Here is a 22,014-nt window from a genome sequence, read left to right on the forward strand (position 1 = left end):
GCTAACCCACCCTACGAAACTACGAGACCTACCCCCGCGCCATCGCCCGCTTCGCCACCGCCAGTCCCATCAGCACAAACGCCGAGGTCACCTCCGGGCCGCCGACCAGGATCCGTGTCGGCGTCTTCATCTTGTTCCATTCATAGGCGCGGAACGGGCCGCGGCGGCCGCCTTCGCCGAGGCTTGCGATGATGACGTTCAGCGCCGGCGCAAAGGCGCGCGGATCGGCGCCGAGATGTCCGAGCGCGATCAGCGCCAGCGCGGCGTCGAACACGTTCATCTCCGCGGCCATCAGCTCGCCCTTGACGTAGGAGAGCACCCGGTGGCGGATGAAATCGAAATCGCCGTCGGGATCGATCGCCGCCTGCGCCGCCAGCGGCAGCGCCAGGAACGCAGCATAACAGCGGCCGAAATAGGCGCTGTAGAGCTCCGGCAGATAATAGATGTGCGAGCGCGGATTGCCGAAGGCGCCGCTGGCGGCGAGCCGCTTCTGGAAGCCGATGATCCGATGCACGGTCGCGAGCCGCGCCGGTGTTTCCAGGATCTTCCAGCGCGTCAGATTGCGAAAACTCACCTCGAGAATGTCGAGATTGAGCGTCGGATCGAGATCGTTGCCATAGGGCCGCTCGCCCTTGAGATTGTCGATCCAGGTGGCGACGCCGCCTTCATAGTCGATGTTGTCATTGAGCGGCACGGTGACGCGCGGCGCGTTGACGCCGGCACGCACCTGATAGCCGCTGTAGAAGTCGAGCAGCGGCTGGTCGATGATCGCATCAAGGCAGCCGGCCTGCGTCGCCGCCGAGATCGAGCACGCCGTGGTGTCGCAATCCGGCACATAGATGCCGAAGCCGAGCTCCTGCTTGATCTGGGCAAAGAAGCGGGAGAAGCGCGGATGCGGCGCCGGCGCCAGCGCCGTGATGACGTTGAAGCGCGCACCGTCCGTGCCCTCGACCTCTTCGCGGCTGATATTGACGCAGAAATCGACCATGTCGGCGATGGCGCGCTCCGCCGCCGCCTTGTCCGCTGGCGAGGCGAGCCCGGTCTCGACATAGCCGAGCAGCGCCTCGATGAAGAACGCATCGTAATAGGCCGAGCGGTGGCGGATCTGCACCGGCTCCCACATCGGCTCGGCGATGCCTTTCCAGGGCGGATTGACCACGGCGCGCGCGTGCGAGCGCGCGATGAAGACGCGCGCGAGGTTGAACAGCAGCGAGGAGTTCTTGTAGCCGCGCGCATTCAGCCCCGTCAGCGCCATGATCAGCTCACGGCCGCGGACATCAGGGTCGCCGATCAAATTGAAGGCGGCGTAGGTCGGCAGGAAGCCGTTCTTGCGGTACGAGCCGAGCAGGTGCTGCGCGCAGTCGCGGATCACGCCGTCGATCTCTGCGGTCTGCGGCATGGTGCCGGTGAACATCGCCGGCGGCGGCTTCGGGTGGTCGAGCGCGATACTGTCGACGAGATCGGCCACGGGCTGGCCGACCGCCGCCCAATCCGGCTCGGCATCATCGCGGGCGCGGGCGAGGGCCTCGCGCAGCCGGGTCAGCTTCGCCTCGTCGCGCAGCTCGGGCAGTCCGGCCCGCCGCAGCAGCATCCGCAATGCGGGATTGCCGAGCGCGGTCTTGTAGAACTTTGCCAGGTGCGGATCGCCGCTGGCACTGGCCGCCAGCACGGGATCGCAGACCTCATAAAGCGAGGGGCCGTCCTTCCGCGCCGTCAGCGCCCGGCAGGCGGCGCCGGCAAAATAATGAAAGCTCATGAAATACCTGGTCGCGGGGCCTTGCGCGGAAGCGGCGAGCGCGCGCACCCGACCGCCCGCCGCCCCCTGCAAGTCTTTGAAAAACTACCCGGATTCGCAGGAAAAACAAACGTGACTGATGTCACGGAATTAACCGGCATGGAGCCTGCATGATCAGTCCCCGGGTGCTTACGGGGATGCCACAAACCGAGAAAATCGGCCTGGAGAATTAACCAATAACTTCAGTGACTTAGTTCAAATTTTGGACGATCTATTGCTCGGGGGGCGATATCCGGTTAAGGGTTTGTTTGGTGCGGCGCCGCAAATTGCGCGCAATTCGGGGGCACTCCCCCGGCCAATCCCTCAAACCTAAAGACGCTATCGCGCTACTCAAACAGTGTGCGCGCGCTTGGCTGGTCTTTGGCACTGACAGGAATGAACCGAGATGAATGTAAGGCAGCTCGACATTTCCCGACGCACCATCGCGGTGGCCGCAGCCCTCATCGGCACGGTCTCGCTGGTGATCGGCGCGCATGCTGCCCTCAACATGCGCGCGCTCGATGCCGCCAAGGCTGTGACGACCGACCAGATCACTGGCTCGATCGGCCAGACCTCGCGCCTCGCGCTCGTCATCGGCAATGGACATTATCCCGACGCAAGCGCGCCGCTGACGCAGTCGATCAACGACGCCCGCGCGCTGTCCTCGTCGCTGCGCAAGAGCGGCTTTGACGTCGACATGGTGGAAGACGCGACCAAGGACGACATGGTCCGCGCCGTCAATCGCCTGAAGTCCCGGATCAAGCGCGACACCGTCGTCATGCTGTTCTTCGGCGGCTTCGGCGTGCAGGCGGGCCGCGAGAGCTACATGCTGCCGGTCGATGCCGTGATCTGGAAGGAAAGCGACGTCCGCCGCCACGGCGTCTCGATCGAGGGCGTGCTCGAGATGATGAAGGAGCAGGGCGCCAAGGCCAAGCTCGTCGTCGTCGATGCCTCCCGCCGTAACCCCTACGAGCGCCGCTTCCGTTCCTACAGCCACGGCCTCGCGCCGATCAGCGCGCCCGACAATGCGCTGATCCTCTCCTCGGCCTCGCCCGGCAAGGTCGTCGACGACGGTAAGGGCGAGCACAGCGTGCTGGTCGGCGAGCTGCTCGGCAATCTCAATGCTCAGAGCGGCAGCGCAGAAGCCGTCTTCAACAAGACCCGCGTCGCCATCTCCCGCGCCTCCGAAGGCGGCCAGGTCCCGACCGTCTCGTCCTCGCTGCTCGAAGACGTGCAGTTCGACCAGGCCGGCGGCTAGTTTTTCTCGGCAACCGTAGCTCTCGTAGGGTGGGCAAAGGCGCAACGCGCCGTGCCCACCATCTTTCTAACATTTCGATAGAAGACGTGGGCACGCTTCGCTTTGCCCACCCTACGATAGCCGTGCCTTAGTGCACGTCTGCCTCCACACCGTCATTGCGAGCGCAGCGAAGCAATCCAGAATCTTTCCGCGGGAAGACTCTGGATTGCTTCGTCGCTTCGCTCCTCGCAATGACGAGTTGAGACCTACTTCGCCGCTTCCGCGCTCGCCATCGCCGGGCGCACGGGGTCGCCTTCGCGCAAGAGCGCGCCGGCGCGGGCGACGACGACGTCGCCCTCATTGAGGCCGTCGCGGACCTCGATATTGCCGCCGGACATCAATCCGATCTCGACACGCTTGGTCTCGACGCGGTTGCGGCGGATCACCTGCACCACGGTGCCAGCGGACGAATATTGCACGGCGGTGAGGGGGACTGCGACGTTGCAGCTCTGGCCGGTCTTGATCAGCGCGCGTCCGCTCGCGTTCAGCAGCAGCCGCTTCTGCGAGGAGATGCCGATATAGACCATGCCTTGCTGGATGTTCGGCTCGACGGTCGGCCCGATGCGGCGCACCTTGCCCTCGAGGTCGCCGGCGCCGGCGATACGCACGGTCGCGGGCTGATTGACGGCGAGCTTGCGCATGTCGGTGGTCGCGACCAGGCCGACGAGATCGTATTCGCTGCGCGCCACGATGGTGAACAGCGCCTCGCCCTTGGCCGAGGCGAGATTGCCGATCTGCGCCGTGGAGGTCGCGATCACGCCCGCCACGGGCGCCGTGACCTGAAGCGTGCCGCCTTCGGGCAGCGCGAGGCGCGCCAGCACCTGGCCAGCCGTGGTGGTATCGCCGGCTTCCGCCAGCACCTCGGTCACCTTCAGGCCCGGGCGTTCGGGCCGCACCGAGGTTTCCTCGCGCGCGATGATGGTGCCGGTGGCCTCGACGATGTCGGAGAAGCAGGATTTCGCGACCTTGAGCACCGTGACCGCCGGCCCCTTGGGCGCATCGTCGTCGGCGGCAGGCGCGCCTTGTACGCCGAGGACGAACACTCCGGCGATGGCGGCGGGAAACAGGCTTCGAACGACGGAACGGGGCAAATGACGCATTGGAAATTCCACGGGGGCGATGCCTCCAACCGATAGCAGATGGCGGGAGCCCGGACTACGGCAGCGTTGTCCCAGAGCGGGATGCCACGCCGCCCGGGCTGGCGCGGCAAGTCCTTGATTAGTCGCGGAATTGGGAAACAGGTTCGCTGCCGACCGGGCCGGCCCCAAGGGGGCCAAAGGGGACGGCTCAGCTCCGGCGATCGCCGAGCAGCCTGCCGGTGGAACGGTCGATCAGGTGCAACCGCGTGCAGGCCGGGCAGGGGACGGAAACGTGCGTGCCCTCGGCTGGCGCGTCGCCGAGCCGATGCTGCACGTTCATGCCGGTCTGCGGGCACTTGAAGAGGATATGGCGGTCCATGACCGCCATATGATGGCAATGCGGGGGCTTCCGAAATTACGGATGACTACGTAGGTCGGTCGCGGTCCCTCACGGCAGGCCCAAAAACTCCACCCAGTTCGGCTTCTTGCCGGTGGGGTAGGACTTCAGCTTCGCCAGCGCGCCGCTCGACTGGTCGATCGCATAGACCGTCATGCCGTCGGAGAGCTCGCCGACCGCGGCAAGGTAGCGCCCGCTGGGATCGATGTTGAAGCCGCGCGGCTGCTTCTCGGTCGGCACGCTGCCGATCGTGGTCAGCTTGCCGCTGGCCGCATCGACCTTGTAGGCGGCGATCGTGTTGGTGGTGCGCTCGGAGGCGTAGAGGAAGCGGCCATCCGGCGTGATGTGGATGTCGGCGGCCCAGGGTTTTCCGGAAAACCCTTCAGGCAGCGCGGTGGTGCGCTGGATCTCGTCCCATGCGCCGCTCCTGGCCTCATAGTTGAACGCGGCGACATCGCCGTTCAGCTCGTGGAGGAGATAGACGAACTTGCCGTTGGGGTGGAATACGAAGTGCCGCGGCCCCGATTTTTCCGGCACCTTGTAGACCGGCGGATCGCTCGGCGTGAGCGCACCGGTAGTGGGCTCGAACGCGAAGCTCAGCACCTGGTCGGAGCCGAGATTGGTTGCGAACACGAAGCGGTTGTCGGGCGAAGGCAGGAAGGCGTGTGCGTTCAGCCCGGTCGGGATCACCTGGGTCGGCGCGGCCACCACGCCGTTCGCTCCGAGCGGATTCACCGCAACCTTGTTGCCGCCATAGGAGGCGCTGAACAGCACCTTGCCGCCGCGGTCGGTGGCGATGTTGGCCATGCTGTCGGCGAGCGGTCCGTTGCCGATATGGCTGAGCTGGCCCGTCTTTTGGTCGATCGAGAAGCTCACCGCCTGGAATGGCTGCGAGCGGACGCCGGCAATCAGCACGCGGTGGTCGGGCGTGATCGCGAGCGGCGTCGAGGAGCCCGGCTTCTCCACACCGGTGAAAGCGGCGGTCTGCACCGGTGTCATCTCGCCGTTCTCGGCCAGCTTGAACACGCTGATGTCGTTGCTGTCGGCGTTGCCGACATAGGCGAAGGTCTCGGCCATGCCGGCACGGGCTCCCAAGGTCAGGGCAAGAAAGGTGAGAGTGGTGGCGACCGCAGCGCGGGGTGCTCTGGCTGCGATGCGGCGGGTCGGACTCGACATGGGCGTTCTCCTCGGGACCAGGTGTTGTCGTTTTGCCGGAGAGGATAGCGGGCAGCCGGTTGCCGCACCAAATTCCAATTGAGATTGATCGATACCGAAATTGTATCGGTCGCACGGGTGTGGCTATCGCACCGCCGCTGCCAAATTGCGGGAGGGCAGATGCGGGCCGGCCGGGCGGTCCGGCGGCCCGAGCACGGTCCACACCGCGACCGCGAGCAGGGTGCAGGTCAGAAGCGTCCAGGCGACCAGTCGTTTTCGCATCAGGCCAAATCCCCTCTGAGCAAGTCCCCTCTGGGCAAGTCCCGTCGTCAAATGCATGCGGCGACGCACGCGGGTACATCGTGCACTGCAACGGGCGACGCTTCTATGAACTCGTTCACAGGCGAGAACAGCGCGGGCGCAAGCGAACCAATGCCGCGCACAGGCATTAACCGGCATGCCCCGCGAAAACGATCTCGAAGGCAAGCCCGACATGGGCGGCAAGCACGGCGGTCAGGCCGGCCAGCCCAAGCTGCCGCCGCGCCCACACGAAGGCCCGCGCGATCAGGATGTCGTGGCAAAGCGCCACACCGGTCAAACCGATCGCGCATCGCCGCCGACCAAATCCAAATAGCGCCTCGCCCGCGCTGAACTCGCGTCAGGAACGGCAGCCTCGCCTTGTCGTTACCCTGATCCCGCAGGCGAAGGACACCAAAACGGAGGGTGGCACGTGTTTTGGATTTATTGGGACACCGCCTGGTCGATCATCATCAGCGGCATCATGTTCACCACCATCGTCACGCATCCCGACGCCGAGTTCGCCGAGATCCGTGCCGCCAAGCAGGTGAAATGAGCCGGTCCCGCTTCAGGCTTTCATCTCCGTAGCTTGGTCTTGGCCGGCTCGCCCCCCGTGGGCGGGAGTGCATTGGTGAACCAATTCTTAGGGGGCGACCGGTATTTTTCTGCATCTTTTCCGCAGAGGCCCGGCGCTCCCAATGGCATTGTTCGGCAATCCCTCCATTCGTTCCGTTCTCGGCGCCATCATCGGCGTCCTCGGCTTGTTCCTGGTCGGGCAGCTCGCGACCGGTTTGTTGGGGGCTATTGAGCGCAACGGCGCCGCGCAGAAGGTCGAGCGTTTCGCCAGCACGGACCAGCAGCTGTTTGCGACCCTGCTCGGCTTCCGGCTCGAACGCGGCACCTTCCTGTCGGCGCTGGTCGCGGACGCGCCGGCCAATGCCAACGCCGATAACCGCATCGCCACCAACCGGCAGTTGTCCGAAGCCGCCTACAAAAGCGTGCTCGAGCGTCTCGATGGCGTGTCCGATCCGCGCCTCGCCGCTGCGCTCGGCAAGCTCGTTGCGATCCATGACGCGCTCGTGCCGCTCCGGCCCAAGGCGGAGGCCGCCATTCACCAGACCAAGGCGGAGCGTGATCCGAAGGTCGGCGACGAATTCCGCAAGGCCGCGCAGGACTATCTCGACGGCATTCTGGCCCTGACCGCCGAGCTCGAGAACGCGCTCAAGCTCACCGATCCCGTGGTCGATCATCTGCTCGCCGTGAAGCAGTCGGCCTGGGCCGCGCGCAATTTCGGCGGCCTCGTCGCCATCCGCCTGGAAGCTGCGGCCGCGAGCGGCAAGCCCTGGAGCGCCGCCGACATGGTCGGCGCCGCCGAGGATACCGGCCGCGCCAAACAGGCCTGGAGCCAGGTGCTCGATGCAGCCGCGCGACCCGATGCGCCGGCAAGCCTCACCGACGTGATCGCGCGCTCGAAGCAGGGCGAGGCCGCGGCCATGGCCGAGCGCCAGCAGGGCTTCATCAAGGCGCTGAGCAACAACCAGACCATCGACATCAAGATCGAGGATCTGTCGAAGCTCAACACCGCCATCCTGAATTCCAGCGTCGAGGCCGGGCAAGCCGCGCTCGCCGAGATGGTCGCCCGCGCCGGGCAGCAGATGACATCGGCGAAATGGAGTCTCGCGCTCAACGGCGGCATGATGCTGGTTGCGCTCGCCATCACAGTGTTCGGCTTCATCCTCGTCAACCGCCGCGTCAGCACGCCGATCCGCAAGATGACGCAGGCGATGCGCCGCCTCGCCGAACGCGACTATGCGATCGAGCTCGCCGGCATCGAGCGCGGCGACGAGATCGGGGAGATGTCGCGCGCGGTGGCCGTGTTCAGGGAGAACATGATCACCGGCGACCGCCTCGCCGAGGAACAGGCCGCCGAGCAGGCGAAGAAGGAGCGGCGGCAGCTCGCCGTCGAACGGCTGATCGAACAGTTCGAGAAGACCGTGACGGAATCGCTGCACACGCTGGCCTCGGCCTCAGGCGAGCTGAACGCCACCGCGCAGTCGATGTCGTCGACCGCCGAGCAGGGCTCGTCCAAGGCCGCCTCGGTCGCAAGCCTCTCGGGCGATGCGTCCTCAAACGTTCAGACGGTTGCCGCCGCCACCGAGGAGCTCTCGGCCTCGATCAGCGAGATCAGCCGTCAGGTCGCCGAATCCTCCAGCATTGCCGGTGCCGCTTCGGCCGAAGCCGACCGCACCAATGCCGAGGTGCAGGCGCTGGCCGATGCCGCGCAGCGCATCGGCGACGTCGTCGCGCTGATCACCGGCATTGCCGAGCAGACCAATCTGCTCGCGCTCAACGCCACCATCGAGGCCGCACGCGCCGGCGAAGCCGGCCGCGGCTTTGCGGTGGTCGCATCCGAAGTGAAGAACCTCGCCACGCAGACCGCGAAGGCGACCGAGGAGATCACCGGCCAGGTTGCCGCGATCCAGGGCGCGACCCAATCCTCGGTGACCGCGATCCGGTCGATCGGCTCCACCATCCAGCGGGTCAACGAGATCGCAGCCGCGATCGCGGCGGCCGTCGAGCAGCAGGGCGCTGCGACGCGCGAGATCGCGCGCAACGTGCAGCAGGCTTCGCAAGGCACCAACGAGGTCTCGCGCCACATCTCCGGCGTCTCGCAAGCCGCCGGCCAGACCGGTGCTGCCGCCGGCGAGGTGCTGGATTCCGCAAAAATGCTGGCGCGCCTGTCGGATGATCTCAAGCGCGACGTCGACCGCTTCGTCGGAGATCTCCGGGCGGCGTAGATCGAGGATTCGTAGTCTCGTAGGGTGGGCAAAGCGTAGCGTGCCCACCACGTCTAGATGGTGGGCACGGCGCGAAGAGCGCGCCTTTGCCCACCCTACGAAACCGTCGCCGCAGTTCACTGCACCATCGCCGCAGCGATCTTCTCCGCCGTCATCAGCACCGGGAAATTGGTGTTGGCGCACGGCACCACCGGGAAGATCGAGGCGTCGACGACGCGCAGTCCCTGGATGCCCTTGACGCGGCCCTGGTTGTCGACCACCGCCATCGGATCGTCGGCCCGGCCCATGCGGCATGAGCAGGAGGCGTGCCAGACGCCGATGGTCGCCTTGCGCACGAAGGCTTCCAGCGCCTCGTCATCGTTCATCACCTGATCGAAGGTGAAGCCTTCGACCACGAAATTGTCGATCAGATAGTGACGCAGTGCCGCCGGCCCGTCCATCAGCGTTGCGGCGATCTTGGTCAGGATCCTGTTCTTGGTGTTGACCACGCCGATCTTGCGGACCTTGTCGGTGTAGGCGGCCGGGAACGGCTTGTCCGTCACCTTCTTCACGATGTCGCTCATCTGAATGGCCGCCATCTTGCGGAAGCCGTCCATCAGGCGATCGAGATCGCGCCGATCAGACAAGAGATTGAACTCGACGATCGGTTCGGCTGTGGGGTCACGCGAGGCAAGCTTGACCTGTCCGGTCTCCGAATAGGTCTTGTTGACGAAGGTCAGCAGCGAGCCGATCTGCTCGCCGACCGCATGCCAGGCGGATTTGCTGAGCAGGACAACGAACATGTCGCCCTTCGGTACGCCGGCGAGGCCCGACGAATAGCGCAGGCCGAGCTGCATGTGTCGCCTGGTGTGCTCGTTCATACGCGCGCCGCGGCGGACGAAGGACGACAGCGAGATCGAGGGATGGTCCATCAGGCGCTGGCCGACACCCGGCAAGCCCGTCAGCACGGGAATCCCCAAATCCTTGAGGTGGCCGACCGGGCCGATGCCGGCTCGCAAGAGATGCGCCGGCGAATGAATCGCGCCGCTGGAGAGAATGATCTCACGTCCGCGGAATTCCTGCTCCCGCCCGTCGACCACGGCCTTCACGCCGACGCATTGCGTGCCTGCGAACAGCAGCCCCCGCACTTGCGTGTTGGTGGAGATGGTGAGGTTGGCGCGCTGACGCGTGTCGCGATCGAGATAGCCCATCGCCGCCGAGACGCGTTGCTCGGCCTGGTTGGAATGCGTCACCGGGAAATAGCCGTCGACGAACTCGCCGTTCTGATCGGCCACGAATGGATGGCCGGCCTGCTGGAAGGCGTCGGCGAATGCTTGCGAATGCCGCGTCCAGTGCTCCCTCGGAATTCTGCGCACCGGAATGCGGCCGTCCTTGCCGTGATAAGGCCCGTCGAAATCGAGATCGCGCTCGACCTTCCTGAAGAAGGGCAGCACGTCGTTCCACGCCCAGCCCTCGGCGCCCCGCGCGTCCCACTCATCGTAATCGGTCGGCGCGCCGCGATTGGCCATCTGGCCGTTGATCGACGAGCCGCCGCCCAGCACGCGCGCCTGCTCGTACTTGCGCAAGGGCGGACGCGCTTCGTTCGGATTGTTGTGGCTGACGACCTGCGTCGTGACCTTGAGCTCGGTCCAGTGGAAGCGCGGGTCGAAATAGGCGGTGCCCGGATAGCTGTCCCTGATCTCGGCCGGCTCGTTGCCGGGTGGTGTGTCCTGTCCGGCCTCGCAGAGCAGGACCTTGTTGGCACTCTTCGCGGAGAGCCGGTGGGCCAGCACGGACCCCGCCGAGCCGCCGCCGACGATGATGTAGTCGTACACGATTGGCGCTTCCTTTTGTTCTTGCAGGAAGAAGCTAGCGTGGATTTATCGTGAGGTCACCTCACCGCAATCGTCGGTGCGCCATGAACGCCACGAATGGCCCGCGGCATGCGAGATAGGATCTCACGTCATGCTGCCCGGCATGAAGCAGCGGATCATGGCGCGGCCGTTGACGTAGTAGGGCCACACGAAGGTGCGACCGGCGCGGTTCGGCTCCTTGATCACGGCATCGTCGGGCACCGTGATCCACTCGCCGAGAAGGCGAACCCGGTAGTGTCCGTCCAGCGTGTCCCAGTCGACCTCATCCAGCGCGGTGCCGTCGGCGTCGGCGCAGCACGGACCTCCAGCTTTGCTTTTCAGGCTCTCGAACCAGCCCTTGAGCGGAGAATTCGCGTAGCGACCGTCGTCGCGGGCCTCCGCCGACAGGCCGATCATGGCGATAGCCGCCAGCAGAGGAATCATCCTGAAGGTCACGATCGCCATCTCGCCTCGCTCGATCCGCGCACGCGCGCAACAACGCAGGCGCAAGTCGCCTGCGATGTGTGTGATGTGATGCTGGCTGACGCTCGCCGGCCGCGGTTCCGGCCGGTTCAGCGAAACGATAACCGCGATCCCCAGCGTTTGATCCTATTTCCTGGATAGGGCCGGTCGTCATCGCGCAATTGCAGGTGGAGAGATCGGCCTCAGGCTGCAGGACTTCTCGGCCTGCGCGCCACAATTCCTTCTCCAAGTCCCTTGATTTGAATCAATGTGACATCGCCTTGCCGACCATTGTTAGCGTGGTGCCTGGGGGCTACTCACCTAGGAGGTCGCCGATGATGAAAATAATCGTGATCGGAACAGCCGCACTCGTTCTTGCCGCACCGTCGATTGCCAGCGCGCAAGCTCCGTCCCCTGCGACGTCAGAACGGCTCAACGCAGTGGACCGGAATACACTGATGGACATGCGGATCGATTTGACCAAGGCCGCATTGCAGCTGACCCCTGACCAGGAAAAGCTCTGGCCGCCTGTCGAGAGCGCCATTCGTGCCAGAGCGGAAGATCGGAGGGCCCGTGTTGCAAAAATCTCGGAAACAGTGGGTCGGCGGGCCGACCAGAATGCCGTCGAAACGATACGTAACCGTGATCCCATCGCCTTCCTGCAACGACGCTCGGAGGCATTGGCTCAACGATCAGCTGATTTGGATAAACTCGCCGAGGCGTGGCAGCCACTCTACAAGACCCTCAATCCCGAACAGAGGCAGCGCATGGGGGCCCTCGCGGTCCTTGTCCTTCACGACATGAGCGATGTCGTGGAGCGACGTCGTGCGCAGGCCGAGGATGAAGACTGAAGCAGGATGTTGATTCATACAAGCCGCGTGACGGTCTCAACCTGCGCGGCTAACCAACTTTAAGCCTGGGGATGTCCCCTTTTCCAAGGTCGACATCCCCAGGCCGCATGCGCGACCTGATCTAGGCAGCCGCCTGCGCCGAGAGAAGCTGCTTCAGCTTCGCCGCCGGCACGGCCGGGCTGAACAGCCAGCCCTGCATCTGGCTGCAGCCGAGCTGACGCAGCACCTCGCGCTGGGCTTCGGTCTCGACGCCTTCCGCCGTCGTCGCCATGTGGCGGGCGGCGGCCATGTGCACCACGGCCTGCACGATCGGCGAGGAATCCTCGGGCTCGCCGATGTCGCTGATGAAGCTGCGGTCGATCTTGATCTTGTCGAAGGGGAAGCGGTGCAGATAGCTCAGCGACGAATAGCCGGTGCCGAAATCGTCGAGCGCGATGCGCACGCCGAGCTCGCGCAGCTGCTGCAGGATCGTCAGCGCCTCCTCATCGTCGCGGATCAGCACGGTCTCGGTGATCTCGAGCTCGAGCCGTCCGGGAGCGAGACCTGAGTCCGCAAGCGCCGCAGCGACCTTGAGCGCCAGTGACCGCGACCGGAACTGCACCGGCGAGACGTTGACGGCGATGTGGATATTGCCCGGCCAGCTCGCGGCCTCATTGCAGGCCTGCTTCAGCACCCATTCGCCGATCTCGCCGATCAGGCCGGTGTCCTCCGCGACCGGAATGAAATCCGCCGGCGAGACCATGCCGCGCCCGGGATGGCGCCAGCGCAAAAGCGCCTCGCAGCCGGTGACGACATTGGCGGCGAGATCGACCAGCGGCTGGTAATGCACCTCGAACTCGCCGCGCGCGAGCGCCTGGCGCAGATCGAGCTCGAGCTGGCGCCGCTGCCGCGCCTTGGCGTCGTATTCGGGCACGAAGATGCGGAAGGTGCCGCGGCCTTCCGATTTCGCCGCGTACATCGCGAGATCGGCGCGCTTGAGCAGGTCGTCGAGATTGTCGCCGTGCTCCGGCGCGATCGCGACGCCGATGCTGGCGTCGGTCAAAACTTCCTGGCCCTTGCAGCTCACGGGCGCGCGCAACGCCGACAGGATCGTGTCCGCCAGCCTCGTCAACTCGGCTTGATCGTTGGTGCCGGCCTTGACGATGGCGAATTCGTCGCCCCCTAACCGCGCGACGAGATCGTTGCCGCTGACGCAGGCGCGCAGGCGGCTGGCGACCTGGCGCAGCAGCTCGTCGCCGACCTCGTGTCCCAGCGAATCGTTGACGCCCTTGAACTCGTCGACGTCGATATAGAGGATTGCGAACGGCCTGCCCTCGGCAAGCTCCGCGACGCGGCGCTCCAGATGGCTGCGCATCAGCACGCGGTTGGGCAGGTCGGTCAGCGCGTCGTAATGCGCCATATGTGCGATGCGTTCGTCGGCGCGGATGCGCTCGGTGACGTCGTCATGCGTGGCGAGCCAGCCGCCGGCGGCGCCGGGCTGATTCTTGATCTCGATCAGGCGGCCGCGACCCGTCTCGACGATCGTACTGTGGGTCTGCTCGACGCTGCCCAGGATGCCGTCGCAATAGGCATCGACGTCGCCGTCGAAGGAGCCGGTGTCATGGCGGTGCTGGATCACGTCGCGGAAATGGGCGCCGGGCTTCACGATGTCGGCCGAGAGGCCATACATCTCGATGTAGCGCCGGTTGCAGACGATCAGCCGCTCGTCCTGGTCGAACATCAGCAGGCCCTGCGTCATGGTGTTCATCGCGGTGTCGAGCCGCTGCTTCTCGACCGAGAGCCTGTGCGTCATCTGGCGGAAGATCAGGAACAGCGTCAGCACCAGCAGTCCGATCGACGTCACGGCGACGGCGACGAAGAATTTCGTCTGCGTGCGCCAGGTGGCGAGCGTCGCGTCCAGCGATTTGGTGGCGACCACGACCAGCGGCTCGCCGGTCAAAAGGCGCGAGGCGACGATGCGGTCCTTGCCGTCGATCGGGCTCGCGAGCTGCCTCGTGACGAAGGTGCGCTCGAACACCGCCATCTGCTCCGGCGTGCCCTGGCGAAAATTCTGCCCGATCATGACATCGACATGCGGGATGCGCGCGAGCAGCTGGCCGTTCTGGTGGTGCATCGCGATCGAGGATTCCTCGCCGAGCCCGGTCGAGGCAAAGAAGGATTCGAGCTGGTCGGGCGCAATCGCGCGCGTGACGATGCCGAGGAACTCGCCGCGCGGGCTGGAGACTCGCCGCGCGAACACGATGGCAGGGCCGTTGCCGAGCCGACCGGGAACGACCTCGATCTCTTCCTGCGCGATCGGATCGTTCTTGAGCCGCTTGAAATAGCCGCGGTCGGCGACCGAGACGTCGGCGACCGGCCAGCGCCGCGACGAATTGATCAGCACACCCTCGGAATCGAACACATTGGCGCCGGCGACGTCGGTCCAGCCGCTGGCCTTTGCGCGCAGCGCTTCGTGCACGGCGAGCGTGCTCATCTGGCTGCGGAACAGGTCGGCGGACTCGATGCCATGGCTCTCGAGCTCGGCGATGACGCTCTTCTGGAACACGGCGAAATCCGCGAACTCACGGTCGTAGTGCCGGGCGAGCAGCCGCACCGCGCTCTCGAGACTGTCGCGACCGCTCTCGATCGCATTCTGCCGGAAGCGGTCGACGGTGAGCGCGGTGCCGATGCCGGTCGCAAGCATCAGCACGAAGCCGCCGGCGATCAGCCATGTCAGCGGCGCCCCGCGCCAGCGGCGCAGCAGCGCACGCATCCGCGCGGTCCATCGGATCGATGTGCCCATCCAGCCCTCCCGTGGGATGCAAGATGCAGCAAAACCGACAAGACCCCGTTACCATGGAGGGTTAGGAAAAGATGAATCGGAGTGGAATCAGGGGGTTGGTTCCCTCGCAGTCCCGTAGGGTGGATTAGCGGAGCGTAATCCACCTCTTTAGTCTCGGCGGCGGCAGAAGTGGTGGGTTACGCTTGCGACTGCGCTTCGCGCAGCCGCCAGCTAGCCCACCCTGCGATCCCAGTCCCCTACCGCCTGATCTCCCACTCCAGCGCCTCCGCGTTCTCCTTGGCGAACATCTTGGGCACGTCGAAGGTCCCGGTCTTGAGGTCGTAGCGGCAGCGCCAGTTGGCTAGTCCCTTCACCGCGACGTTCTTCGGATGCTTGTCCATTTCGCCCGACAGCGAGATCAGCAGGTAGCGGTTGTTGGGCCAGTCGACGCCGAGCCAGCGATAGCCATCCTCCGTGCCTTTCATGAGATTGGCCGAGATGTGGTAGTCGAGCTTCATGTTCTTCGTGTCGGGCCGGCTGTGGAAGTAGGCCCAGGCGAGATCGCTGAGCGACTTCTTCGTCGCGTTCACGAAGGCGCCGTTCTCGACATGGTAGAGGAAGAGATCCTGCGAGCCCGAGCCGGTCTTCTGCATCCGCACCAGCCATTGCGAGTCGCTGGTGAAGCGGAAGCCGGCGCCATAGCCCTGCTCGGGCTTCAGCTCCGTCATCTGGTCGCCGCGCCGCGCCCAGACCTGCCATTTGACGCCGAAAAGGTCTTCACTGTCCTTCATGTACTGCTCGAGCTTGGTGGCGTCGTCGGGCGAGGTGAAGGCGAGGTCCTTATTGTCGGTGAGGACGTAGCCCGGCGGCGGGCCGGAGGCGGCGAGCGCGGGGAGGCGGCGAGCATCAGGGCGAGCGCCAGCCATGGCGCGGTTCGAAAGGATGAAGTCATGGAAAAATCCTTGAAAAATAGCCGCTGCGCGGCCTCGCTCATTTGACGCCGAAGGGGTCGCCGGTTCACCCGCGGCGGGCGGAAACGATGGCCGATCATCCCTTCGGGCGACTTGCTGCCGTAACCAAATCGGCGCAGGCTACGGTCATCGGCTGATTTGCCAGCAAGGATTCGACTTCTGATGATGACCGCAACCAAGGCCCTCATTGCGTTCTGCCTGCTCGCGGTGGTCGGCACCGTCCTTGTGATCGGTCCCGCCGAGCTGCGCCGCCTGTTGCCGGGCGGAGCGGGCACCGAGATCGCTGTCGCCGCCAAGCCCGAAGTCAAGGCGGAGACCAAGCTTGAGCCCAAAGCCGCAACCAAGGTCGAGCCGAAGCCCGAAGAACCGAAGCTCGCCGCTGCGCAGCCCGCGCCATCCCCGGCGCCGGCTGCAGCGCCGAAGCCGGCGGGGCCCGTGGCCGAAACCCAGAAGCAGGTCACGGCGGCGCTCGCCGATCTCGCGCCGGTCAAGCCGCAGCCCTCCGCGACCGACGCCGGGCCCCGGTTCGACGTCGCCCGTGTCGACGATCATGGCGAGGCGGCGGTGATCGCGGGCCAGGCCGCGCCGGGGTCAAAGGTCGAGCTGCTGCGCGACGGCCAGCCGCTTCATTCGGTCACCGCCGATGCGTCGGGCCAGTTCGTCATGACGCCGCCGCAGCTTCCCGCAGGCAGCTACGAGCTGACGCTGCGTTCCAAGGCGCCCGATGGCACCGTCACGCAGTCCAGCCGGACCATGCCGGTGACGATCGCGGAAATCGCGCCGCCGCCCGCGCGACCCGCGCCGGTTGCGAAGCAGGCCGAGAGGATGGACGACAAATCGGATGTTGTGGCCTCGCTGCCATCGGCCGCACCGCATTTGGCGTCAACGTCTTCCGCGGTTCGGCCCAGGATGATGGGCGCGACAAAGCCAAGAGCCATGGCGCGGGTGCCGGCGGCCACGACGGTCGCATCGGCCTCGCCGGCGGACGCCCTTAGCACCGCACCGACTGAAGCGGGCGGCAGCCGGGTGATCTCCCGCGGCGACAGCCTGTGGGCGCTCAGTCGGCTCGCCTATGGCGACGGTGCCCGCTACGCGGTGATCTTCAGGGCCAACCGCGACAAGATCCACAATCCGAACCTGATCTACCCCGGCCAGACGTTCGTGTTGCCGCAAAAGCCGTAGTGAGCGCGGTCCCCAGCGCTGCGACTATCGGAATTCTCTCTCCCGCGACGGTTTGATCGTCGCATGTCGGGAACCTTTGGTTCCCCTGCGCGTCATCGTGGTGAGACGCATTGCGTGCGTCGTGCGGGAGGGAGGGCCAGGACGTGGCCAAGTCAGCGCTCGGGTCTGCGATCATGTCGGGACGCATGGGGCTGGTGCTCGCTGGCGCGACCCTCCTGATTGCGGCAGTGCTGCTGCCGAATACGGCGCAGGCGCAGTTCGGGCTGCGCGGCGGTCCGCTCGGTGTTGCGCGGTTCGCGGTCGGTCACGTCATCGGTATGTCGCGCATGCGCCACGCCCGCATGACGGTGCGCGGTGGCCGCTACCGTTCCGCTGCGTTGCGATCCCAGGATCCGCGCGGCGCCGAGCGCGGGCAGCCTTCCAATCCTTACATCATCCGTGCGGCTCTCTCGGCGCAAGCCGCGCTCGCGGGCTGGCACGGCGGCCGCCGCCCGCAGGGCTGGTGGCGTCATCCCGACGGCAGCTATGGTTGGGCCGGCCCGGTGTTCTGGCCGTTCGCACAAGACGATCTCGCCAACGCGGTCATCTTCGCCGACACCACCGGCATCTCGCTTTACGGCTACGGCGACATCTATGCCGCGCTCTTCTCGCCCTATGCCGCCACCGAACTTGCCGCCTACACCGCCCCGCAAGGCAGGCGCGCGCGCAAGATTCCGTCGGCGCAGAACATCTGCGATGTCAGCGATCCCGCCGGCTTCCCCGCGGATCTCATGGCCGCCGCCGTGCACCCCAACGAATTGCAGCGCACCGCGCTCGACGAGCTCGTGAGCGCCTGGCAAGCTGCTCGTGACAGCATTCGTGCGACCTGCCCGACAGAGGTGCCGGCGACCGCAGCGGAGCGCCTCGGCCTGATGCGCGAGCGTCTCGCCGTCATGATCAAGGCGATGGACACGCTCGCGCCACCGCTCGCGAGATTCGAGGGGCTCCTCGACGAGCGCCAGAAGGCAAAGCTCGACGGGCTGGCCAAGGAGCGCCGCGCCGCGCTCGCAGCAGGTCAGCCCAGGGATGCGCAGGCCGCGAGCGCCTGCGATCCGAACAGCGATCCCCGCTATGACGAGAAGCTGCAGCGCCAGTATGAGCAGCTCGTGCAGCAGCAATGGCCCGTCGCGGATATGGCCACCACGCTTCGCCTCGACGAGATCGCGCGCGCCCGCCTCGACGTGCTCCAGGACACCACGCTGCGCACCATGGAGACGCTGAGCGCCTGTCCGACCAGGCCCGCCGAGACGCCGCAAGGCCGCCTCACCGAGGTGAAGGCACGGCTGGAGAGAATGCTGCAAGCAGTGAACGGCGTCGCTGATGCGCTCGACGATTTCGAGGCGGACTTGAGCGACGAGCAGAAGGCGGGCTTCGAGGCGATCGGGCCGAAGCGGGGGGCGTGATCACCCGCACGCCCAGTCGAACTTCATGTCCTTGAAGTCGAGCTGCGCGTTGCCGGTGCCGAAATTGTAGCCGCCGAAATATTCCTCGAACTCGATGTAGAACGGGCTCATCTCCGGCACCGCCTGGCAGGGCCGCATGGTGCCGCCGAGATGGTTGTGGGCGTGGTCCTTGCTCCAGTCGTGCAGACGGAAATTCTCGGTCGTCGGGACGCCGTCGACAAAGTAGTAGTAGGACTGATAGTCGCTCGGCGGGTTGCGTGGGATGTGCGGATCCTGCGGGGCCTTGCCGGCGTTGGGATCGGTCGCGCGCGGCATCAAGGCGATCCCGAGGGTCTCCGCCAGATCGGCCCGCGGAGGGCCGGCGAACATCTTCTGCGCGAAGGGCGCGGCGGTCTCGAAGAAAGCGCTGGCGCCGCCGACGTCGAGCCAGCGCGGCCGCTCCGCCGTCGCAAGCGCGAGCGGCGCGGGCGGCGTCGCAAGTGCGCCCTCGTATTCGGCTTTGGTCAGCAGCAGCGCAGCATATTCGTAGTCGAGGATGTCGGTCATGCGCGAGAGCCGCGGATGCGAGGTGCGCGCCAGCACGACATCGCGGATTTCGGGATCGTCAACCGCGCCGCCGTCATTGTGATCGGGCGGCGTCGCAAAGAACGACACCGCGACGATGTCCGCGCCATGCACGCGATAATCCTCCGGCAGCAGCAGCGTGAAACCGTGCATCAGCGGATAGCCGGTGACGGGATCGAGCGGCCATTGCTCGCTCGTGATCCCCGGCGGCAGCCCATAAACCCAGCCGTGGTCGCGCGCACGGTCGGCGGGACGGTCCAGCATCTGCAGATCATACGCACGCAAAGGCAGGGCAAACGCCACGGGTCGTCTCCATCCGAAGCCTGCCTCGCCGTTGAGGCGATGGTTAGTCGCGGGGAGGGGCGTTGGGGTTCGTGGAAGGGGGATGACGCCATTCTGCCGGTGTTTTGCCCGACGTGTCAAACCGCGTCGACGCCCGCGTAAGTCATTGATCGCACAGCCCCTGTCTACGGTGCATGGGGTTGTTTTCGACTCTTTGTTTGGTCGCGTAGCCCGGATGGAGCGAAGCGCAATCCGGGACCGCTGTCGCTTGTGGCACGACCCCGGATTTCGCTGCGCTCCATCCGGGCTACGATGTCGTCGCGACCGCTATCCTCGTCGCCGTGCCGCCGCGGCAGCCGCATCCACCACGTTCTCCACTTCCTCGCGCAAGGACAAGATCTCCATCGCCAGCACCGGGTGATTGAAGCCCTTGAGCTGGAGATCGTCGAGGGCGCGGGCCTCGACCCAGGGCTCGACCATGCCGTAGACGCGGCGGCTGACCACGATCTGGTTGGGCTTGGCCTCGCTGCAGAGGCGGGAGGCGAGGTTGGTGACGCTGCCGATCGCGGCATATTCCAGCCGCTGCTCGAAGCCGACCTGGCCGAGCGTGGCATAGCCGAGCGCGATGCCGATGCCGAACCCCAGGCTATGCCCGCGGTTGCGCCAGCGCTCGGTCAGCGGGCCGATGGTGTCGCGCATCTCCACCGCCATCTTCACCGCGCGCTGGGTGTGGTCCTCGAACTGGATCGGCGCGTTGAACAGGATCATCACGCCGTCGCCGGCATATTTGTCGAGCGTGCCCTCGTATTTGAAGATCAGCTTGCCGAGCGCGGCGTGATATTCGCGCAGCACATTCATCGCCTCTTCCGGCTCGGTCGCTTCCGTGAACGCGGTGAAGCCGCGCAGATCGCAGAACACCACGGTGACCTCGCGGCGCTGGCTGGTGAGCAGCCCCTCGGGGCTGTCGGAGGAGGCGATCAGCTGCGCCACCTGCGGCGCCAGGAAACGCTCGAGCTTGCGGATGCGCTCGATCTCGCCGAGCTGGGTCCTGACGCGCTCCTCCAGCGACTTGTTCCAGTCCTTGAGCTGCTCGGTCTGCACGCGCAGCTTGTCGGCCTGGGCGCGCACGGTCTCGTGCGCCGCTTCCAGCGCGTGGCTCTTGTGATCGACCTCGGTGAACAGCCGCGCGTTGCGCATCGCCAGCACCGCCTGGTTGGCGAAGGTGCGCATCAATCCGATGAGGCTGCCGGCGAACTCGCCACCGGCACGGCGCAGCACCACCAGCGCGCCGAGCGTGCCCTGCTGGTCGACCAGCGGCACCACCAGCACTGAGTGGAAGCCGGCCGCGATCGCGGCATCGCGCAGCGGCTGCCCGGCCGCCTGCTCGAGATCGGCAAGCGCGATCGGCTCGCCGCTTCTGGCGGCATCGCTCAGGATGTTCTCGCCTTCGTCGATGGTGACATGGGCGCCCTCGGCCGATCTGTCGATGCCGCCCGCTTCCACCAGGTTGAAGCGGCGCGTCTCGGCGTCGTAGCCGTAGATCAGCACCGCATCGGCGTGGGTGATCTCGATCGCGCGCGCGGCGATGGTCGGCAGCACGGCGTTGAGATCGAGCGAGGAGGAAACCGCGCGGCCGACCTCTTCCAGCACCTTGAGCTCGTGGTTCGACTGCGCGAGGTCGCGGGTGCGCTCCTCGACCTTGGTCTCCAGGTTCGAATAGGTCTCCTGGAGCTGCGTGGCCATGCGGTTGAACTGGCCGGCGAGGTCTTCCAGCTCGTCGGAGGTGTGCACGTCGATGCGATGGCTGAAATCGCCTTCGCCGAGCTTGTGCGCACCGTCGCGCAATGCGGTGATCGGGATGATCATGCGGCGGGCGAGCAGCGTGCCGGCGAGGATTGCGACCATCAGGCCCATGCCGATCAGAAGCGCGATGCGCACCAGCTGGTCGCGGATCGGCGTCAGGGCCTGCGTGGTCGGCTGCTCGAACATCACGTTCCAGCCGAGCTTTGGCACGGTGCTCGCAGCCGACAGCACCTCATGACCGTTGAAGTCGGTGCCCGACGTCTCGGGCGCGCCGCCGGGCGAAATCGCGGCCGCCACCTGCGGCAGCTTCGACAAATCCTTGCCGACATCGGGACCTCTGGCGGACGTCGCCAGCACGCGGCCGCGCGGGTCGACCACATAGGCGAAGGCGGCCTTGCCGACCTGGGCGTCGGACAGGAAGTCGGAGAGGAAGCCGAGGTCGATCTCGGCGACCGTGACGCCGGCGTTGAAACCGGAATGCGCCACCGAGATCGACATGAAGGGCGTCCGGTCGGAGAACCAGGCCGGTGCGTAGCTGACGCCGCGCGCGACCGTGTCGGTGAAGCGCATGTCGCGGGAGAGGTCGGCATTGCCGCCGGTCGTGGTCGACTGCCGCGAGACGCGCAGCACCTCGCGGCCGTCGCCGTTGAGCTGAAACAGCTGGTTGACGACTGAGACCTGGTGCAGCAGCTGGGCGTAATCGGCGCGGCGCTTCTCGAGCGTGTCCTGGCTCGCCCGCGTCACCCAGCTGATCTGGCGCTCGAGCTCGGAGATCGACTGTTCGATCCGCCGGGCGGCGGCCTGCGTCTTGTCCTCCAGCCCGCCGGTCAGTTGCGTCTTGGTGGCGCGATAGGAGATCCAGGTCTCCATCGCGCCGTTGACGGCCAGCACGAACACGACGAGGCCGACGAGGGAGACGACGTATTTGGCGAACAGGCCCTCGCGCAGAAACCGTGTCTTGTCGTTCGCCCCAGCCATCCGGATCCTCTTGCGCCATCGACGCTGGCGCTACGGGCCGTGCAGCCCAATTGCCCCTTCTACCACAATTTGGGCCACCGGACGGGTGG

The 22,014-nt window shown here is 66.0% G+C and carries 17 protein-coding genes and 1 pseudogene; 7 read left to right on the plus strand and 11 right to left on the minus strand.

All coding sequences use genetic code 11. From position 1 onward, the window contains the following. Positions 1-28: 28 nt before the first annotated feature. Complete coding sequence (locus tag N2603_RS02320; RefSeq protein ID WP_260387543.1) at positions 29-1,756, minus strand: hypothetical protein; 1,728 nt, start codon at positions 1,754-1,756, stop codon at positions 29-31. A 424-nt stretch (positions 1,757-2,180) separates the two neighbouring features. Here N2603_RS02320 and N2603_RS02325 point away from each other — a divergent pair, with 424 nt between their 5' ends. After that, positions 2,181-3,032, plus strand: a complete 852-nt coding sequence (locus N2603_RS02325) for a caspase family protein (protein ID WP_018645919.1) — start codon at positions 2,181-2,183, stop codon at positions 3,030-3,032. A gap of 245 nt (positions 3,033-3,277) precedes the next feature. Here the strand turns inward: N2603_RS02325 and N2603_RS02330 are convergent, their stop codons facing one another. The 4 genes from N2603_RS02330 to N2603_RS02345 form a co-directional block, all read right to left on the minus strand. Further along, a complete protein-coding gene (locus tag N2603_RS02330; RefSeq protein ID WP_260387544.1) occupies positions 3,278-4,171 on the minus strand; it encodes an efflux RND transporter periplasmic adaptor subunit in 894 nt (297 codons plus the stop codon). Positions 4,172-4,358: 187 nt separating this feature from the next. Then, on the minus strand, positions 4,359-4,529 hold the full coding sequence (locus N2603_RS02335; protein WP_260387545.1) for a hypothetical protein: 171 nt from the start codon (positions 4,527-4,529) through the stop codon (positions 4,359-4,361). Positions 4,530-4,598: 69 nt separating this feature from the next. Then, positions 4,599-5,723 (minus strand): lactonase family protein, encoded by a 1,125-nt coding sequence (locus N2603_RS02340; protein ID WP_260387546.1) that lies wholly within the window; start codon positions 5,721-5,723, stop codon positions 4,599-4,601. A 123-nt stretch (positions 5,724-5,846) separates the two neighbouring features. Beyond that, a complete protein-coding gene (locus N2603_RS02345; protein WP_260387547.1) occupies positions 5,847-5,984 on the minus strand; it encodes a hypothetical protein in 138 nt (45 codons plus the stop codon). A 175-nt stretch (positions 5,985-6,159) separates the two neighbouring features. Here N2603_RS02345 and N2603_RS02350 point away from each other — a divergent pair, with 175 nt between their 5' ends. The 3 genes from N2603_RS02350 (at position 6,160) to N2603_RS02360 (ending at position 8,797) form a co-directional block, all read left to right on the plus strand. Continuing rightward, positions 6,160-6,336 carry a hypothetical protein gene (locus N2603_RS02350; protein ID WP_260387548.1) on the plus strand — a complete coding sequence of 59 codons (177 nt, stop codon included), beginning with the start codon at positions 6,160-6,162 and terminating at the stop codon, positions 6,334-6,336. Between the two features lie 96 nt (positions 6,337-6,432). Beyond that, positions 6,433-6,555 carry a hypothetical protein gene (locus N2603_RS02355; protein WP_260387549.1) on the plus strand — a complete coding sequence of 41 codons (123 nt, stop codon included), beginning with the start codon at positions 6,433-6,435 and terminating at the stop codon, positions 6,553-6,555. Positions 6,556-6,697: 142 nt separating this feature from the next. Next, positions 6,698-8,797, plus strand: a complete 2,100-nt coding sequence (locus N2603_RS02360) for a methyl-accepting chemotaxis protein (protein WP_260387550.1) — start codon at positions 6,698-6,700, stop codon at positions 8,795-8,797. 116 nt (positions 8,798-8,913) lie between these two features. On the opposite strand, the gene N2603_RS02365 is transcribed toward N2603_RS02360, so the two are convergent. Then, positions 8,914-10,611, minus strand: a complete 1,698-nt coding sequence (locus N2603_RS02365; protein ID WP_260387551.1) for a GMC family oxidoreductase — start codon at positions 10,609-10,611, stop codon at positions 8,914-8,916. Between the two features lie 123 nt (positions 10,612-10,734). Beyond that, positions 10,735-11,094, minus strand: a complete 360-nt coding sequence (locus N2603_RS02370; protein ID WP_018645910.1) for a hypothetical protein — start codon at positions 11,092-11,094, stop codon at positions 10,735-10,737. Positions 11,095-11,426: 332 nt separating this feature from the next. On the opposite strand from N2603_RS02370, the gene N2603_RS02375 reads away from it, so the two are divergent. Next, positions 11,427-11,942: a Spy/CpxP family protein refolding chaperone gene (locus N2603_RS02375; RefSeq protein WP_018645909.1), complete on the plus strand. Its 516-nt coding sequence runs from the start codon at positions 11,427-11,429 to the stop codon at positions 11,940-11,942. Positions 11,943-12,063: 121 nt separating this feature from the next. On the opposite strand, the gene N2603_RS02380 is transcribed toward N2603_RS02375, so the two are convergent. Continuing rightward, positions 12,064-14,724, minus strand: a complete 2,661-nt coding sequence (locus tag N2603_RS02380) for a bifunctional diguanylate cyclase/phosphodiesterase (RefSeq protein ID WP_260387552.1) — start codon at positions 14,722-14,724, stop codon at positions 12,064-12,066. Positions 14,725-14,960: 236 nt separating this feature from the next. After that, positions 14,961-15,655: pseudogene (locus N2603_RS02385) on the minus strand (hypothetical protein). A 181-nt stretch (positions 15,656-15,836) separates the two neighbouring features. Between N2603_RS02385 and N2603_RS02390 the strand changes: the two are divergent. Next, the gene (locus N2603_RS02390) at positions 15,837-16,856 is read left to right on the plus strand and encodes a LysM peptidoglycan-binding domain-containing protein (RefSeq protein WP_260387553.1); all 1,020 of its coding nucleotides are present in this window, start codon (positions 15,837-15,839) and stop codon (positions 16,854-16,856) included. A 173-nt stretch (positions 16,857-17,029) separates the two neighbouring features. Next, a complete protein-coding gene (locus tag N2603_RS02395; protein ID WP_260424436.1) occupies positions 17,030-18,298 on the plus strand; it encodes a Spy/CpxP family protein refolding chaperone in 1,269 nt (422 codons plus the stop codon). On the opposite strand, the gene N2603_RS02400 is transcribed toward N2603_RS02395, so the two are convergent. Next, the gene (locus N2603_RS02400; RefSeq protein WP_260387554.1) at positions 18,299-19,165 is read right to left on the minus strand and encodes a hypothetical protein; all 867 of its coding nucleotides are present in this window, start codon (positions 19,163-19,165) and stop codon (positions 18,299-18,301) included. Positions 19,166-19,471: 306 nt separating this feature from the next. Further along, entirely contained in the window at positions 19,472-21,925 is a 2,454-nt protein-coding gene (locus N2603_RS02405; RefSeq protein ID WP_260387555.1) for an adenylate/guanylate cyclase domain-containing protein, read from the minus strand. Positions 21,926-22,014: the final 89 nt, after the last annotated feature.

The sequence above is a fragment of the Bradyrhizobium huanghuaihaiense genome, assembly GCF_025200885.1.
Classification (GTDB): Bacteria; Pseudomonadota; Alphaproteobacteria; order Rhizobiales; family Xanthobacteraceae; genus Bradyrhizobium; species Bradyrhizobium huanghuaihaiense.

Excerpts from the sequence above, each read along its gene's own strand:
- N2603_RS02320 (WP_260387543.1), bottom strand. The coding sequence starts at position 1,756 with ATGAGCTTTCATTATTTTGCCGGCGCCGCCTGCCGGGCGCTGACGGCG.
- N2603_RS02325 (WP_018645919.1), top strand. The coding sequence starts at position 2,181 with ATGAATGTAAGGCAGCTCGACATTTCCCGACGCACCATCGCGGTGGCC.
- N2603_RS02330 (WP_260387544.1), bottom strand. The coding sequence starts at position 4,171 with ATGCGTCATTTGCCCCGTTCCGTCGTTCGAAGCCTGTTTCCCGCCGCC.
- N2603_RS02335 (WP_260387545.1), bottom strand. The coding sequence starts at position 4,529 with ATGGACCGCCATATCCTCTTCAAGTGCCCGCAGACCGGCATGAACGTG.
- N2603_RS02340 (WP_260387546.1), bottom strand. The coding sequence starts at position 5,723 with ATGTCGAGTCCGACCCGCCGCATCGCAGCCAGAGCACCCCGCGCTGCG.
- N2603_RS02345 (WP_260387547.1), bottom strand. The coding sequence starts at position 5,984 with ATGCGAAAACGACTGGTCGCCTGGACGCTTCTGACCTGCACCCTGCTC.
- N2603_RS02350 (WP_260387548.1), top strand. The coding sequence starts at position 6,160 with ATGCCCCGCGAAAACGATCTCGAAGGCAAGCCCGACATGGGCGGCAAG.
- N2603_RS02360 (WP_260387550.1), top strand. The coding sequence starts at position 6,698 with ATGGCATTGTTCGGCAATCCCTCCATTCGTTCCGTTCTCGGCGCCATC.
- N2603_RS02370 (WP_018645910.1), bottom strand. The coding sequence starts at position 11,094 with ATGGCGATCGTGACCTTCAGGATGATTCCTCTGCTGGCGGCTATCGCC.
- N2603_RS02375 (WP_018645909.1), top strand. The coding sequence starts at position 11,427 with ATGATGAAAATAATCGTGATCGGAACAGCCGCACTCGTTCTTGCCGCA.
- N2603_RS02380 (WP_260387552.1), bottom strand. The coding sequence starts at position 14,724 with ATGGGCACATCGATCCGATGGACCGCGCGGATGCGTGCGCTGCTGCGC.
- N2603_RS02390 (WP_260387553.1), top strand. The coding sequence starts at position 15,837 with ATGATGACCGCAACCAAGGCCCTCATTGCGTTCTGCCTGCTCGCGGTG.
- N2603_RS02395 (WP_260424436.1), top strand. The coding sequence starts at position 17,030 with ATGTCGGGACGCATGGGGCTGGTGCTCGCTGGCGCGACCCTCCTGATT.
- N2603_RS02405 (WP_260387555.1), bottom strand. The coding sequence starts at position 21,925 with ATGGCTGGGGCGAACGACAAGACACGGTTTCTGCGCGAGGGCCTGTTC.